Raw genomic sequence first — 15,584 nt, 5'->3', positions numbered from 1 at the left:
TGAGTTTTGCCCCATTTTTTCAAATTCTACAAGTGCAGCCTCAGCAACCTCAAGACTTGGAGCTTGGTATATATGAATTCTCTATCAACATTACCAAGAATTTTTTCATTTTCTTCTTTCCTTTTTCTTGGCATTGCTATTCTTCCACTAAAAATCGTTCTTTTCTTTTTCACTTTCTTTTTATTTTTCTCTACCTTTTTTTATTTTTACACAGTTTATATTATACTACCTATTTGAAATTATTAAGTTTAGAATTAAATATATTGAACTTATAGAGAATGATTTTATAAAAAATATATTTTAAAATCAAAAAATCAAAATGGCACTTGACAACATTTAAAAAATTTGATATAATATATTCGAAATTTAAAATCTTACTTTAAAAATTTTAAAAAACTAAAAGTATGAATAAAAATTTTTCGGGGGTGATCATATGAAATTTAAAAAAACAAAATCGTATTATGAAGGATTTAATGAAATGGTGAATTTAGAAAAAGTTTTACTTGAAATGAAAAGATATCAATTTTAGGAGGTGAAGTTATGTTTGAAAAGAGAGAATTGAAGAATAGAAAAAGAAGAATTAAATCGTATTATGAAGGATTTGAAGAAATGGAAAATCTAAAGGATATTTTAATTGAAATGAAAAGATATCAAATTTAGGGATGTGATTATTTATGAATAAAATACAAAAAAGAAATTTTTTACTTTATGTTATTGGAAGAATGGTATCCTTAGTTGGTAGTGGTATTCAAATGGTAGCAATGCCTTTATTTATATTGGATTTAACAGGTTCTGGAACTAAAATGGGATTATTTGCAATGATAAGCATGATACCAGCTTTAATAATTGCCCCATTTGCCGGAGTACTTGGCGATAGATATAACAGAAAAAATATTATGGTTTCAATGGATTATGTCAGGGGAATAATTATATTATTTCTTGCATATATGACATATATTGGAAAAATAAATTTAATTGTATTATTTATCACGCAGGTTTTAATATCTATTCTTGATAGTTTTTTTGGAGCGGCTACAAGCGCAATGCTTCCTGACCTTGTTTCTAAATCAGATTTAATGAAAGCTAATTCTGTAACAGAAAGTATTAGTAGTGCTTCAATGATAATGGGTCCTGTTTTAGGCGGGGTTATTTATGGTCTTTTTGGAATGCAATGGGTTTTTATTTTAAATGGGATTTCTTTTATATTATCAGCATTTAGTGAAATGTTTATAAAATATAGGAAAACAAGCACTTTAACTGCAGAAATAAATGCAAAAATAATATTTAATGATCTTAAAGAATCAATGAGCTATATTTTCAATAATTATGTTTTAAAAAATTTAATTCTTATGGCAATTTTTTTGAATTTATTGTTTAATCCAATGTTTGCAGTATTGTTCCCTTATACATTTAGAGAAGTGATAGGATTCTCACCCCAACAATATGGGCTTCTTGAAATGATGTGGACTCTGGGGATTTTAGTAGGTAATATATTACTGGCAGTATTTTTTTCAAAAAGAGAAAGCAAAAAATTATTTAGAAATGGAATTTATGGTATGGTATTTTTAAATTTACTAATAGCCGTTGTTTTGATTCCGCGTTTTTTAAGTAAATTTAATAGTATATGGAGTATATTTCTTGTGGTTGGTGCGTTGCTAATGTTAATGGGGATAACAAATGCTTTTATAAATACACCCATAAGCGTATATTTTCAACGAATTATACCTAATGAAAACAGATCAAAAATATTTTCAGCATTAGGGGTAATATTTCAAGCTGCAACGCCACTTGGAATGCTTGTAATTGGAATGATTGTAGATAGAGTTGAAGTGCATTGGATATTTTTAGCTATAAGTTTATTGATAATACTGGATGTTATAGTTTTTTCTAAAAAAATAGAGCAAATGGATTTTACTCCTTCCCTTGAAACAAAATAATTAATAAATTTTTTGTATTACCTTTAAATAATTTGTGTAATTTTATGCACGAACTAAAAAACTGCCAGATTCCTGGCAGTTTTAATTCTAGAATTACATTTGAGCTAATGCTTGTTCAGCAGCAACTGCAAGAGGATAAACAGTAGGAGCAGCTGTCAATAATGGGTGTGTCCCAATTTGCATTGTAAGAAGGTCTTTTACGTTTACTTCTTTTTGTATTGCTAAACTAATAATATTTATTATTTCTCCAACACTTTTTCCGCCAACAATTTGAGCACCTAATAGCAAACCGCATTCTTTTGAGAATATCAATTTCATTATAATTTTGGAAGCATCAGCAAACTTACCTGGGTGCCTATCAACAACCTCTGCTCTTCCTATAATGACATCAAAACCTTCTGCTTTAGCAACAGCTTCTGTTATGCCTGCGGCAGCAAAGGCTTTACTTCCAATCATTGTAGAATATGCATTTAATGATCCTTTATTTGTTCTTAATAATTTCAATTTATATAAATTAGAAGCAGCTATTCTTGCATCAAACACCGCTGCGGAAGCCAACATTAATCTTGAAGGTTTACCTGTAAAATAGTCCTTATGTTGAACACAATCACCAGCAGCATATACATCTTTTATAGAAGTTCTCATATAATCATCTGTCTCTATATAGCCCCATTCTGAAATTTTTATTCCTAATTTTTTTGCCAATTCAGTATTAGGTTTATAACCTGTTGCTAATATTACAACATCAGCAGGAATTTCTTCCCCGTTTTCTAAAATAGCTTTTTCAACCTTATTATCTCCAACAATTTCTTTAACTTTAGCACTTAGAAGCACTTTTACATTATCGCCTTCAATTTCTTGTTTAGCAATTTCTCCAAAGTCACTATCAAAGGAAGCTGGTAATAAGTAGTCCCTTGCTTCAATTAAGGTTACATTCTTTCCTGATTTTTTTATTTCATCAGCTACTTCAACACCTATAAAACCTCCACCAATAATAATTACATTTTTTGCATTTTTGATCTTTTCATGAACATTATCTAAATACTTATAATTTTTCGGAATAGTCATTACATTTTCCAGATTGTGTCCAGGAATTGGAATAATAAAAGGCGTTGAACCTGTTGCAATAATTAATTTATCATACTCAAATTCTTTTCCGCCCTTTGTTTTTATTATTTTTTCATCAGTATTACCATCAATAACTTCGTCGATTAATAAATCAATGTTGTTAGTTTTGAATTTTTCTTCTATTCCCATATAATCCTTTTCAACACTACCTAAAGTGTGAAAAATATAAGGAATACCACATGGAACTAATTCCTTTTCTAATTTTTTTATAACTAAAATACTTTTATCTTTGTATAGCTTCCTTGATGTCATAGCAGCAATTAAACCTGCGGCACTTCCACCAATTACAATAATATCATACTTCATATAATCACCTCCAAAAAAGTTATAATATTCACATATAATTAAAAATTTCTTCTTCTTTATTATATCATATAAACATTTATCTGTCAATTGAATATATATGTGATAAAAAAAGTCAAAAATTAATACCCTTTTATAACTTTTATAAAAGGGTATTATTATATTTCTAAGTATGCAATTCAATTTTAACCAAGAAATATAAGCTAATTATTATCATCGCGCTTACAAAAGGCATTACCAAATTAAAACCTAAATATTTAATTATTGTACCTATAATTAAAGGCAAGATAGCTGTGACTATATTTAACGCTCCAGAAATACCAACATATAAAGCTCTGTTTTCATGAGTACTAATTTCAATTAAAACGCCTTCAAAACTCATCTGTCTTGCACTCAATGTAAACCCTGATATCAAAAAAATCATAGAATATATATAAGGTGTTGTTTTACTTAAAAACAATGATAATATAGGAAGAACTATCCCCATAACCGAACAAAAAAACAATACGTGTTTATACCCTTTCTTATGCAGGATTTTTCCCCAGACAATACTTGCAAGAACTATTCCTATCATTTGCAATAATAAAAAATTTCCTATCATATTTTTTGCATCTGGAAATGAATTTTTTGCAAGCAAAATATAAAAAGGTATAATAATAAGGCCAAATCCAGTTAAATTACTAAAAATCACATAATTCAATAAATTTCTGTCCTTAGATAAAATTTCTGGTATATTTTTTACCACTTCTATAAAAGAAGGAAATTTCTTATTTGTATCAATTTCCTTTTCTTTTATCAACCAAAAACCTAAAGAAGCTATAAAAAGTGAAAATGATGCAATTAAAAACATATTCGAATAATTCTTAGGATAATTTAACGTGTTTAATATATATTTTGCCAGAAATGCACTTATTAAAGCAAAAAAGCTGCGGGATATCTGTCTATAACTCATAAATTTTCTTTGAATTTCTTTTGTTGGAATTGATTTTCCCAATAGATCAGTGTAACTCACTCCAGCAAAAACGCCACTAAATGAAAATATAGAAATAATTATAATTATTAATGCCAATAACATTTTATCAGGTATACTTGAAATTAAAATCAAACCTATTGCTAATAACGAAAATATCCTGAGATAAATACCTGTTAACAAATATGGCTTTTTTCTTTTTTTTGAAACTAAAAAACTAGCAAAAAACAGTTGTGCCAATAAAGGTACTCCAACTGTTATAGCAGTAACTATTCCAAGCAATATTTCACCGCCGCCAGCCTTTAATATTAAAGAAGGTATAACTGTATTTATTTCTATAAATGAGCTAGCAATAGCTAAAAAGATTGCATGCCAGATGAAAGCATAGAAATTTCTTTTCATACTTTCCATCTTTCCACCTCCGTTAGTTTGTTTTGCTAATTTTAAAATAATTATATCATAAAAGTGGACAAATAATTTTAAATGAGATATAATGATAATAGATAGTGGCAAAGGAGGGGGTAATTTATGTGGCTGGTGATTTCTGATACACATGATAATATGTATAAAATGAAAGAAATAGAAAAAATTATCGAAAGAGAGAACATTACAGCTGTTTTTCATTGTGGTGACTTTGTAGCTCCATTTGTTTTACCTTACATTTTAAAAGAAGGTATAGATTTTTATGGTGTTTTTGGTAATAATGATGGTGAAAAATTATTGCTAAGTGAAAGATCAAATGGAAAAATTTTAATTGGTCCAAGAAGTATTGAAATAGGAAATTATAAAGTTTTTATGATGCATGAGCCATATGCATTAAATGCCGCTGAAAAAAGTGGATTATATGATTTTATATTTTTTGGACATACACATGAAATTATTCATAGAAAAAACAGTAATGATACAGTTGTTGTTAATCCCGGTGAAGCTTCTGGATGGTTAACAAATAGAGCAACTATAGCTTTAATAGACCCGCATGATAAAGAAGTTAATATTATGGAGATATAAAAGATAATAAAATATGTTTCTTAAAAAAAGAAAAAAGGCTCCGTAATGGAGCCTTTGAGTGTTTTGGAGCGGAAAACGGGATTCGAACCCGCGACCCCCTGCTTGGCAAGCAGGTGCTCTACCACTGAGCTATTTCCGCAATAAACAACGTGTTGGTGCGCGAGGTGGGACTTGAACCCACACGGGTAAATCCCACTGGATTCTAAGTCCAGCGCGTCTGCCAATTCCGCCACTCGCGCCATGGCAGAGTATAAAAAACTGGTGACCCGCCTGGGACTCGAACCCAGGGCCCCTTGATTAAAAGTCAAGTGCTCTACCGCCTGAGCTAGCGGGTCACGCTCAATCCGAGTATTATTATATATTATTTTTTTTCATTTGTCAAGTTAAGAAAAGACTTTTTTATTTAAGAGAATAAAAACTTTCTTTTTCGATATATTTAATCTACATGTTTGAAAGTTTTTTTGTAATTAATTAGAGAGAATTATATCGAACAATATTTATTTATAAAAAAATATTTATGATTATAACTTTATAATAACTTAAATCTCTATATGTTAAATCAGATATTATTTGTTATAATTTACTTATCAATTAAAGGAGGTTGTTAAAATGAGGAAATCTTTTCTATTTATATCTTTTTTAATACTGTTTGGAATAACATATGCAAATTCTTTTAACTGGGAAGATCAAGTTATTTATTTTGTAATGATCGATAGATTTGCCAACGGAGATTTTAGTAACGATGTTTTAACTAAAAATGGAATAGAAGCTGGTTTTGAAAATTCTAAATATAATGGTGGGGATTTGAAAGGTATTATATCAAAACTGGACTATATAAAAAATCTTGGTGCTACTGCTATATGGATTACCCCACCAGTAGCAAATCAATGGTGGGATGGTTATGTAAATTATGGTGGATACCATGGATACTGGGCACGAGATTTTAAAAAAGTAGATGAACATTTCGGGGATATTGAAATATATAAAAAATTGGTAGATGAAGCTCATAAAAGAGGATTATACGTTATTCAGGATATCGTAACAAATCATGTGGGAAATTTTTTTATATATAAAGATGGAAAATATTTTTTAAATGATAAAAGCATTCCAACAAAAAAACCGATTCAATATCCATTTGATATGAATGATTATAATGATCCAGAACAAAGGAGAATGAACATATATCATTTTCCAACAGAAATTAAAAATCCTGATAAGCAAAATACTGAATTTGCTAATTTAGATGATTTAAATACAGAAAACCCGATAGTCATAGATGCATTAAAAGATTCGTATAATTTCTGGATAAAGAAAGTTGGAATAGATGGTTTCAGAATAGATACTGCTATATATGTCCCTCATGAATTCTGGAAAAAATTTTTAAATGATAAAGATGGAATATATTCTACAGCTAAAAAAGAAGGAAAAGATAATTTTATCGTGTTTGGAGAAGCCTGGATAACTCCTCCACCATTTGATAACACAGGAGAAAAAACGTTAAAAGAATATTTTGATGATGGTTATAATTCTATGTTAGATTTCCCCTTGCTAACTGATATAAAACGTGTTTTTAAAGAAGGAAAACCTACTTCATATCTTGCTTTTAGATTAAAAGAAAGACAACAATATTATGATTCGAAAAGGTTGGTAACTTTTGTTGATAATCACGATATGGATAGATTTTTAAAAGGTGCGACTAAAAACGATTTAAAACAAGCTTTAACCTTAATTTTTACTATTCCAGGTATTCCAACAATTTATTATGGAACAGAACAAGGTTTTGAAGAAACTAGAGCAACTATGTTTAAAGGAGGATTTGCATCAAAAGGTGTAGATCATTTTGATATAGAGAATGATTTATATAAATTTATACAAACATTAACTAAATTAAGAAAAGAAAATACAGTTTTTAGATATGGAAAAGTTGATGTTGTATTTGCTGATGAAATAGGTCCTGGAGTATTAGCATATACAATAAGTAATAATAATGAAAAATATTTAGTTATGATAAATACAAATGCTAAAAGAAAATATGCAACTGGTATAGATCTTGGATTAAAAAAAGGTATTGTTTTAAAAAACATATTTGCTTTAAATATGTTAGGAAAAGATATTGTGTATAAAGGTACATTGAATACTCTGATGAATGGAAAAGCTGTTGCAATTTATAGAATAACAAATGAAATAAAATCAGTAAAAAAGAAAGATACCTATGTGAAAATAATAAATATAGAATCTGGATCAAGTTATAAAACAGATTTTGTTATTAAAGGTATAGCAAATAATGCTAAGAGTATAAAGTTAATAATTGATGGCGAAGAAAAGGAATATGTAACATTAAATTTAAATAAAAGAGAAAATGAAAAATGGCAAATTCCTGTAAAAATATCGGAATTTACACCTGGAAAACATAAAATCTTTGTAAAAGCCTATGGAAAAATACCTATTATTAATGCTTATTCTAAAACATATGAAATAAATATAGATATTCCTTCGAAAGATTTAGCATATGTAGAAGATAGACTGGAAGATGATTTCGGACCATTTGGAACATATAAGTATCCATTAGATACCACATTCAAAAATCAGGCTGATATTAAAGCTGTTAAAATACAACAAATAGGTACACAATTGAAAGTAGACTTGATAATGAAAGAAGTTACTGATAGTTGGTCTCCTGCAAATGGTTTTGATCATGTGACATTTCAAATTTTCTTTGATAATCCCGATAAAGAAGGTATTAAAGTTTTACCTCAGCAAAATGCTAAAATGCCTGATAATTTGGATTGGGATTATGAATTATATTTAACTGGTTGGATTGTCTCTGTTCATAGTTCTGAGGGTGCAAATAAAGATACTATGGGAAAACCAATTACGCCTGTTCCAACAATAAAGGTTAATAAACAATTAGCAACAATCAGTTTTACTATTCCTTTATCAGTTTTAGAAACAGATAATTTAAGTGGGTGGAAGATTTATATCACTACATATGATTATGATGGTATAGAATCAGTTTTAAGACCTTTAACTCCAGAAGGTGGTCAATGGGCATTTGGTGGAGGACAACCAACAGATCCGAAAATCATGGATGATATATTAATAAAAATAAACTAAACTATTATTACATAGATAGAACACAATATATAAAAGAGTTAGAATTATTAGATGAAACAATGAAAATCTTTATAATTATCTTTAATTAATAATTATTTTTTATAAATAACAAAAACCAGGCATTGGCCTGGTTTTTGTTTTTTTTATATTTTTCAGCATAATATCAAAGTACATTCAAAGATTAAAAATGAAAAATCTTAATGTATTTGTAATACAAAAGGGTTATTATATGACTATAAGGTCATATGACTTTTAGGTCATAAGGAGGAGATTAAATGCCTAAAAAAACATTTTTTAATTTACCTGAAAAAAAACGTAAGAAAATTATAGATGTAGCGATAAAAGAATTTAGTATTTACTCTTTTTCAAAATCAAGTGTAAATAGAATAGTAAAAAATTCTAAAATTTCTAAAGGGAGCTTTTATCAATATTTTGAAAATAAAAAAGATTTATATAAATATATTATCGATTTAATTGCAGAGACAAAATTAAAATACTTAAATGATATTGTCAATAAAAATATTGACAAAATGGATATTTTTTCTTTAATGAAAAATATGACTGATGTTTCGTTAAAATTTATAAAAGATTTTCCAGAATTTGCCCAAATTGGCTATTTATTTTTAAATGAAGATGAGCAATTTATAGAGGAAATCACTGGAAACTTAAATAATAAAGGAGAAAAAATGATTTTTTCTTTATTAAAACAAGCACAAGAAAAAGGAGAAATTTATGAAAATATTGATCTTAAGTTTACATCATTTCTTATATTAAATTTAAATAATTCTATATTAGAGTATGTAAAAAAACATAAAACAGATCTATCCTGGGATGAAATGGCTGATTTATCCAATCAAATAATATTTATTTTTGAAAACGGAATTAAAAAAAAGGAGGGGAATTATGATAAAAATAAGTAATTTGAAAAAATATTATGGCAAACACAAAGGTATCGAAAATGTTTCTTTTGAAATCAAAGAAGGGGAAATATTTGGATTGATTGGTCCAAACGGAGCTGGAAAAACAACAACAATTAGAGTTTTAACAGGATTTTTAAAGCCAGATGAGGGAGAAGCTTTAATTGAAGACAAAAGAATGCCATATGAAATTGATTTTATAAAAGAAGATATAGGATATATTCCTGGAGAGGTTAATTTCTATGGTGATATGAAAATTAAAGAATTTTTAGCTTTTAATCGCTCATTTTATAAAAATATTGATTTAGAATATGAGAAAGAAATTATCGAATTGTTAGGTATAGAGGTTAATAAAAAGTTTAAAGCTCTATCTCTTGGAAATAAGAAAAAAATAGCAATTTTACAGGCTTTAGTACACAAACCAAAGTACTTAATTTTAGATGAACCTACAAACGGGTTAGACCCATTGGTTCAACAAAAATTTTATAAATTAATAAAAAAACATAAAGAAAATGGGGCTGTTATTTTATTTTCTTCACATGTTTTATCTGAAGTTGAAAAATTATGTGATAGTTTTGCAATGATAAAAGATGGAAATATTGTAAAATCTGGAACAATAGAAGGACTGAAAGATATTTCAAAGAAAATTGCTGTAATATACGATTTGAAATTAACAGATGAATTGAAAAAATATAAGTATAAAAATAATGAAAATGGAATATATACTTTTGAAGTAAAATCCTTTGAACTTAAAAACTTTTTGAATGATTTAGTAAAGACTAATTTTAGGGATATAGAAATTAAAAATCCGGCATTAGAAGATATTTTCTTAGAATTATATAAATAGGAAGTGAGATTATGACATTAATAAAGAAAGAATTCAAGTTTAATTTTAAAAATTTATTTATATGGATTATAGTTATTACATTGTTTAATATGTTATATGCAGGTTTAACAGATTTTATGATAAAAGAATTGGAGTTTTTTGTAAAATTCCTTGAGAGAATGCCAAAGCAATTTTTAAGTGCATTTAATATGGATGTTCAAATATTATCAAAACCTGAAGGGCTTATTGGCTCGGAAGGTATGACTTTTATGTTTATATTTTTCGGATTGTATGCATCTATGTTATCAAGTAAAATATTTGCAGGAGAATTTGATAATAAAACTATTGAGTATTTATTAATAAAACCATATTCCAGGTCAAAAATTTATATTAATAAGATATTTGTTATTTTTATAGATATTGTATTATTGGCATTAGTTTTTTATGGTTCGATAGTTATGTTTTTTTTGATGTATGTTGATCAGGATTATAGTAATTTAGTATTGTTTGGTTTCTTCCTATACTTATTAACAACAGAGATTTTTTTCGCATCTATTAGTGTGTTGATTTCGTTATTTTTTCAAAAAAGAAAATTAACCAATTCAATAACACTTGGACTGCTATTTTTTATGTATTTTGGGGTTACTGTAACGGAGGGCGTAAAAAATACAGAATTTTTAAGAAGGATAAGCGTATTTTATTATATGCCGATTAGGGACATAGTTCTTAATCAAAAAATATATTATTTTAATATTTTTATGATAATTATTTTGTCATTATTAATTGTATCTATTGCTCGAAAGATCTTTGAGAAAAAAGATATTATTATTTAGGGAGATGAAAAAATGTTATTAAAAAAGGAGCTAAAATTTAATTATAAAAGTTTTTTAATATGGTCAATGATTTTATTGATGTTTTCCTGGTTAGTAGCACCATTTATTGATGGAATAATGAAAGATGCAGATATGTTAACGGATTTTATTAACTCAATGCCAAAGTTTATTCTTAAAGTTTTTAATATAGATGAGTCATTTATTACACCAGAAGGTTTTTTTAGTGCAAAGGTTATGATTATGGCTGAAATATTTGCAGCAATATTTGCAATTTTATTGGCATCAAATGTTTTTGTAAATGAATATGAGACTAAAACAATAGAATATATTTTAACTAAACCAATAACAAGGAATCAAATTTTTCTGAAAAAAGCTTTTGCTGTGTTTATTTATTATACAATATTTGCAGCAATTTTTTGTGTAAGTATTTTATTGCTTTTTAATATTTATGTTAATTATGAATATAATGCAACGATTTTAGCCGGATTTGCGCTTTATTTATTTGTAATTGAAATATTTTTTGGAGCATTAACCATTTTATTATCTGTTATTTTTCAAAACTCTTTTAATACAATTTCTATCTCAATGGGTGTATTTTTAATTATGTACGTAGGTGATATGTTTGGTACAGTAGTTGAAAAGTGGGAATGGATTAGATATATTACTATATTTAAATATATTCCGCTTGGAGATACAGTAAAATATTATAAAGTTTATGTAATGAATTCTATAATAATTATTTTACTAGGATTTTTAATAACTTATATCGCAAGTCAGATATTTAAAAATGAGGATGTTTTGATTTAAAATATTGGATTTTTTATGGTATAATAATAACGTATTAAAATTATTTTAAAACCAGAAGGAGGGGGAATATGAAAAAAATAATAATAGGTATAATAGTTATAATGAGTATAGTTTCCTTTGCAATAAAATCCGACATTGTTCCGCAACACGATAAAGGCTTATTTGTTAATTTTGAAAGTATTGGATATTCAGTTTCAAATTTAGAAATATCCACAGCACCATTACTCGATATACTTGGTGTATATAACCTCGGATTAAGATATTATTTAACAGATCTCATGGTTTTAAATATCAATGGCGGTATTATAGATCCTTTTGTGTTTCCTTCTTATTTTGGACAACCACGACCTGATAATGGATATCTCTATATATATTATTTAAATGGATATAACCATAATAATTTTAATTTTGGCAAATTTTCTTTAAAAACACACGCACAGGCATCTATGTATGGTATAACAATGAAGTTTGAAGATCCAGATTTACAATTTAACCTTGGACTTAATTCAATAATTGCAAAGGGATTTTCACAGCTTGGATATTATATAACAGATTCTTTAGAAATTTTTGGAGGAATTGAAGGCGGATATTTATTAGCAGTAAATGTTAACCCTGATCCAAATGATCCAGATTTTGACGCTTTTATAAAAAAAGCAAAAGAAGATTCTTTATATTCTATTTCAAGAGCAGGAATTCGATTTTATTCTGGAGATGTCTTCGGCCTGGAACTTGGTTATAGACTAACTCTTATACAGGGTGCTTTGCAATTTTTGCAAGGATATAACCCTACAGATTATCTTTATAATTCCGTCAGTATGGTTTCAATATATACACAAATTCTTGATCAAGAAGACCCTCTAAAAGATATTAATATTCCTTTTATTACCACTGATTATTATTTATCTTTTACTGTACGATTTTAAATATTATAAATTGAAAACAAAAAATCGCAGATTGACAATCTGCGATTTTTTTATAGTTTAAGTTTAATCCAAAGCTCTCATGGCTTCATTTGGAGAAAGCTTTGACGCTGATTTTGATGGTAAATATATAAATAAAACTGAAATCATGTAAAAAGATAGCGAAGTTATAAATAATTTTAAATAAGGAATTTGAAAAGTTGCTCCACTATCTTCAAATAACTTTTGAAAAATCAAATAACTTGTAAAAATACCTGCTGAATTTCCAATAATAAGCCCAAGGATTATAATAATAGATGATTCTATAAAAAAAGATAAAAATACCATATTTTTTGTAAAGCCTATTGCCTTTAACATTCCTATAACTCTCCTTCTTTCATTGACAGCTTTCATCATTGTAATTGCAATTCCAATAATTCCTATCATAAGTCCAAAATATAAAAATGAATTGAATATACTGACCATTCCTTGAGATGCTTTTAATCCTAAATTAAGTAAATCGTCTACAAAAATGTAAAACTGATTTTTCTTTTTAAGATATTCCTCTACCTGCAATTTATATTCAGGATAAATTGAAAAAAAGAAACCATGAACTGCATTTTTTTTATACTTTTCCAACTCGGGGTTTTTTAAACTTATTACAGGTCCCATTGCAAGTGTTTCACTTATTTTTGAAGTTATTGCTACTATTTTATAGGTTATAGTGCTTTCTGATGAATTTGATGTTTCACTTTTATTAGGACCAAATGTTTGAGCTGGTATATATGCGGTATAAGTCTTACCAAGTTCAAAATTGTAACCATATTTTGGATCAGTTAATCTCTCAGGCATTATAGCATAACCTGGATTATTATAAATTTCCAGCCATATTTCATCTTCTGAAAGTCCTTCAAATATACTTTTTTTTATTTTTATCTTATTTTTTGTAAAAAATTCTTTTGAACCAAATACTATTCCATAATCATTATTGTTTTCATGTGCTACTATAAAGTAAAATTCTCCAACATCTTTAATACCTTTTACACTTTTTAAATCTTTTTTTGATATTTTAATAGGCAAAAGTGTTGTAGGCATTTCAACAACCACTCCATCAAATCCTGCAAACAAAGAATCTCTGGATCTTTTTAAATGTTTTTGTTGGATGTATGGAAGTATCGTTAAAACCACTATTATAAATATAACCATACTATATAAAGTAATAATTGCTCCTGTTCTTTTTCTATTCCTCATAGGATATGAAAAAGCTATTTTCAATATGGGCACAAATTTTCCTTTCAATTTTATCAATTTCAATAAAAATATTTCTATAAATTTTAAGTTAAATGTGACAATCATAATCGCAGAAAGAAGTATTAAAAAACTTTTTATTCCCAACATAATAAAGCTATCTATTTTTAATATTAAGGAAATTAAAAATATTAAAATAGATAATATATTTTCAATAACTATCTTATATTTCCCAAATTTACCTTTTTTCTTTTCTTCCTCTAAATCTTTAATAGCATTTACAATATTCAATTTACCTATCGAATATGAATACCAGAATGTTATTGTCAAAGGAAGAAATACTCCCACTACAACTCCAATTAATATAGAGTTTAAAGATATATAGTATGCATCAATTAAAGGAATTTCTCCTATTATATTTTCAAAAGATGATAATTCCTTAAATAACGAGGTTACTTTTGAAAAAGTTAATCTGGAAATCAACAATCCAGTCGCTATACCTAATGGTATAGAAAATAATGTATAAAATATACTTTCATAGAATATTACATTTCGTATATCTCTTCTTTTAAATCCTATCGCTCTTAATACTCCCAACTCTCTTTTTCTTTCACTTATAAGCATTGAATACATATTTGTTATCAATACTCCACCAGAAATTATTGAAAATAGACTTAAAGCCAGAAAGATATAAGATACCCCTCCACGATCAACAGCTTTTATTTGATTTGACTTTACCGGTATAAATTCAGCTTTTATATTCATTTGTTCATATATTTTTTTTACTTTATCTGTTAATTTATTTCCTTCAATAAAGTCGCCTTTATTTGAAATTAAAATCTGAAAATAATGATTTTCCGGAACCCTTGAAATTTTTCTCCCTGCATTTAACGTAACAAATACCGTACCTATACCATTATTCGCATCCAACCCCCTATAATTTAATATACTCTTTAAATCTATAATTTTTACAACTTTAAAACTCCTGGGAAATAATAGATTTATCGGTGATGCTCCTGTAATTATTTCTATATATTCTCCTTCTGAAACTTTAAGTCTTTCAGCTAACCTTCTGGTTATAATGGCTTCATTATCTCGTAATTTTAAAAATTCTGATGGTATTTTTATTTCTTTTTCACCAAAATTTTCAATTAAGGTATAATCCATCCCAACTATACTTGCCTGAGATAATTCAGAAATTTTTAACCCTCTAATATTTCCTTTTTTTGTTACAGGAAACAACTTAAAATAAATAGGAATAACACCATCTATCAAATCTTCTTTTTCTAATTTTTCTATAAAGGGTTTAATATCTTCATAATTTATACTAACCTTTGAATTTATAACTTCATCAATTTCACCAAAATACAAATCAACGCTTTTATATATATAATTTTTAAAGGAATCATTCATACCTAATGATCCTATAATGAATGCAGCACCTATCATTGACCCTAAAATCATTAAAAATGATTCTCTTTTTATTCTAAATATATTTCTAAAGGATATTTTCAAAATATGTGGACTGAAAGATGCTTTTACAAAAAAGAATACTAAAATTACTACTATTATTAATAACAATATAATAACCATG

The 15,584-nt window shown here is 27.1% G+C and carries 11 protein-coding genes and 3 tRNA genes; 8 read left to right on the top strand and 6 right to left on the bottom strand.

The genetic code is table 11. The annotated features are described in order from the left end of the window. Window positions 1-674 precede the first annotated feature (674 nt). A complete protein-coding gene (locus XO12_RS08400) occupies window positions 675-1,937 on the top strand; it encodes an MFS transporter (protein WP_047266892.1) in 1,263 nt (420 codons plus the stop codon). Between the two features lie 93 nt (window positions 1,938-2,030). On the opposite strand, the gene XO12_RS08395 is transcribed toward XO12_RS08400, so the two are convergent. Together XO12_RS08395 and XO12_RS08390 are read right to left on the bottom strand one after the other, a co-directional pair. Beyond that, window positions 2,031-3,371: an FAD-dependent oxidoreductase gene (locus tag XO12_RS08395; RefSeq protein ID WP_047266891.1), complete on the bottom strand. Its 1,341-nt coding sequence runs from the start codon at window positions 3,369-3,371 to the stop codon at window positions 2,031-2,033. A 163-nt stretch (window positions 3,372-3,534) separates the two neighbouring features. Continuing rightward, window positions 3,535-4,749: an MFS transporter gene (locus XO12_RS08390; protein WP_047266890.1), complete on the bottom strand. Its 1,215-nt coding sequence runs from the start codon at window positions 4,747-4,749 to the stop codon at window positions 3,535-3,537. 117 nt (window positions 4,750-4,866) lie between these two features. Here XO12_RS08390 and XO12_RS08385 point away from each other — a divergent pair, with 117 nt between their 5' ends. Next, on the top strand, window positions 4,867-5,346 hold the full coding sequence (locus XO12_RS08385; protein WP_047266889.1) for a metallophosphoesterase: 480 nt from the start codon (window positions 4,867-4,869) through the stop codon (window positions 5,344-5,346). Window positions 5,347-5,410: 64 nt separating this feature from the next. Here XO12_RS08385 and XO12_RS08380 read toward each other — a convergent pair. From XO12_RS08380 to XO12_RS08370, 3 genes are all read right to left on the bottom strand, one after another. Further along, a tRNA-Gly gene (locus XO12_RS08380) sits at window positions 5,411-5,485 on the bottom strand. A gap of 14 nt (window positions 5,486-5,499) precedes the next feature. After that, window positions 5,500-5,585 (bottom strand) — tRNA-Leu (locus tag XO12_RS08375). Between the two features lie 20 nt (window positions 5,586-5,605). Continuing rightward, window positions 5,606-5,681 (bottom strand) — tRNA-Lys (locus XO12_RS08370). A gap of 274 nt (window positions 5,682-5,955) precedes the next feature. On the opposite strand from XO12_RS08370, the gene XO12_RS08365 reads away from it, so the two are divergent. The 6 genes from XO12_RS08365 (at window position 5,956) to XO12_RS08340 (ending at window position 12,766) form a co-directional block, all read left to right on the top strand. After that, window positions 5,956-8,460 carry an alpha-amylase family glycosyl hydrolase gene (locus XO12_RS08365; RefSeq protein ID WP_175420110.1) on the top strand — a complete coding sequence of 835 codons (2,505 nt, stop codon included), beginning with the start codon at window positions 5,956-5,958 and terminating at the stop codon, window positions 8,458-8,460. Window positions 8,461-8,735: 275 nt separating this feature from the next. After that, a complete protein-coding gene (locus tag XO12_RS08360; protein ID WP_175420109.1) occupies window positions 8,736-9,380 on the top strand; it encodes a TetR/AcrR family transcriptional regulator in 645 nt (214 codons plus the stop codon). Next, window positions 9,364-10,224: an ABC transporter ATP-binding protein gene (locus XO12_RS08355; RefSeq protein ID WP_175420108.1), complete on the top strand. Its 861-nt coding sequence runs from the start codon at window positions 9,364-9,366 to the stop codon at window positions 10,222-10,224. The genes XO12_RS08360 and XO12_RS08355 overlap by 17 nt, the downstream gene beginning before the upstream one ends. 11 nt (window positions 10,225-10,235) lie before the next feature. Beyond that, window positions 10,236-11,036 carry an ABC transporter permease subunit gene (locus XO12_RS08350; RefSeq protein ID WP_175420107.1) on the top strand — a complete coding sequence of 267 codons (801 nt, stop codon included), beginning with the start codon at window positions 10,236-10,238 and terminating at the stop codon, window positions 11,034-11,036. A 12-nt stretch (window positions 11,037-11,048) separates the two neighbouring features. Continuing rightward, entirely contained in the window at window positions 11,049-11,843 is a 795-nt protein-coding gene (locus XO12_RS08345) for an ABC transporter permease (RefSeq protein ID WP_175420106.1), read from the top strand. Window positions 11,844-11,911: 68 nt separating this feature from the next. Then, window positions 11,912-12,766: a hypothetical protein gene (locus tag XO12_RS08340; RefSeq protein WP_175420105.1), complete on the top strand. Its 855-nt coding sequence runs from the start codon at window positions 11,912-11,914 to the stop codon at window positions 12,764-12,766. 63 nt (window positions 12,767-12,829) lie between these two features. On the opposite strand, the gene XO12_RS08335 is transcribed toward XO12_RS08340, so the two are convergent. Continuing rightward, complete coding sequence (locus tag XO12_RS08335) at window positions 12,830-15,583, bottom strand: ABC transporter permease (RefSeq protein ID WP_175420104.1); 2,754 nt, start codon at window positions 15,581-15,583, stop codon at window positions 12,830-12,832. Window position 15,584 lies beyond the last annotated feature (1 nt).

The organism is Marinitoga sp. 1154, from assembly GCF_013363285.1.
In the GTDB taxonomy this organism is placed as follows: domain Bacteria; phylum Thermotogota; class Thermotogae; order Petrotogales; family Petrotogaceae; genus Marinitoga.
This window is presented reverse-complemented; position numbering and strand designations above follow the sequence as displayed.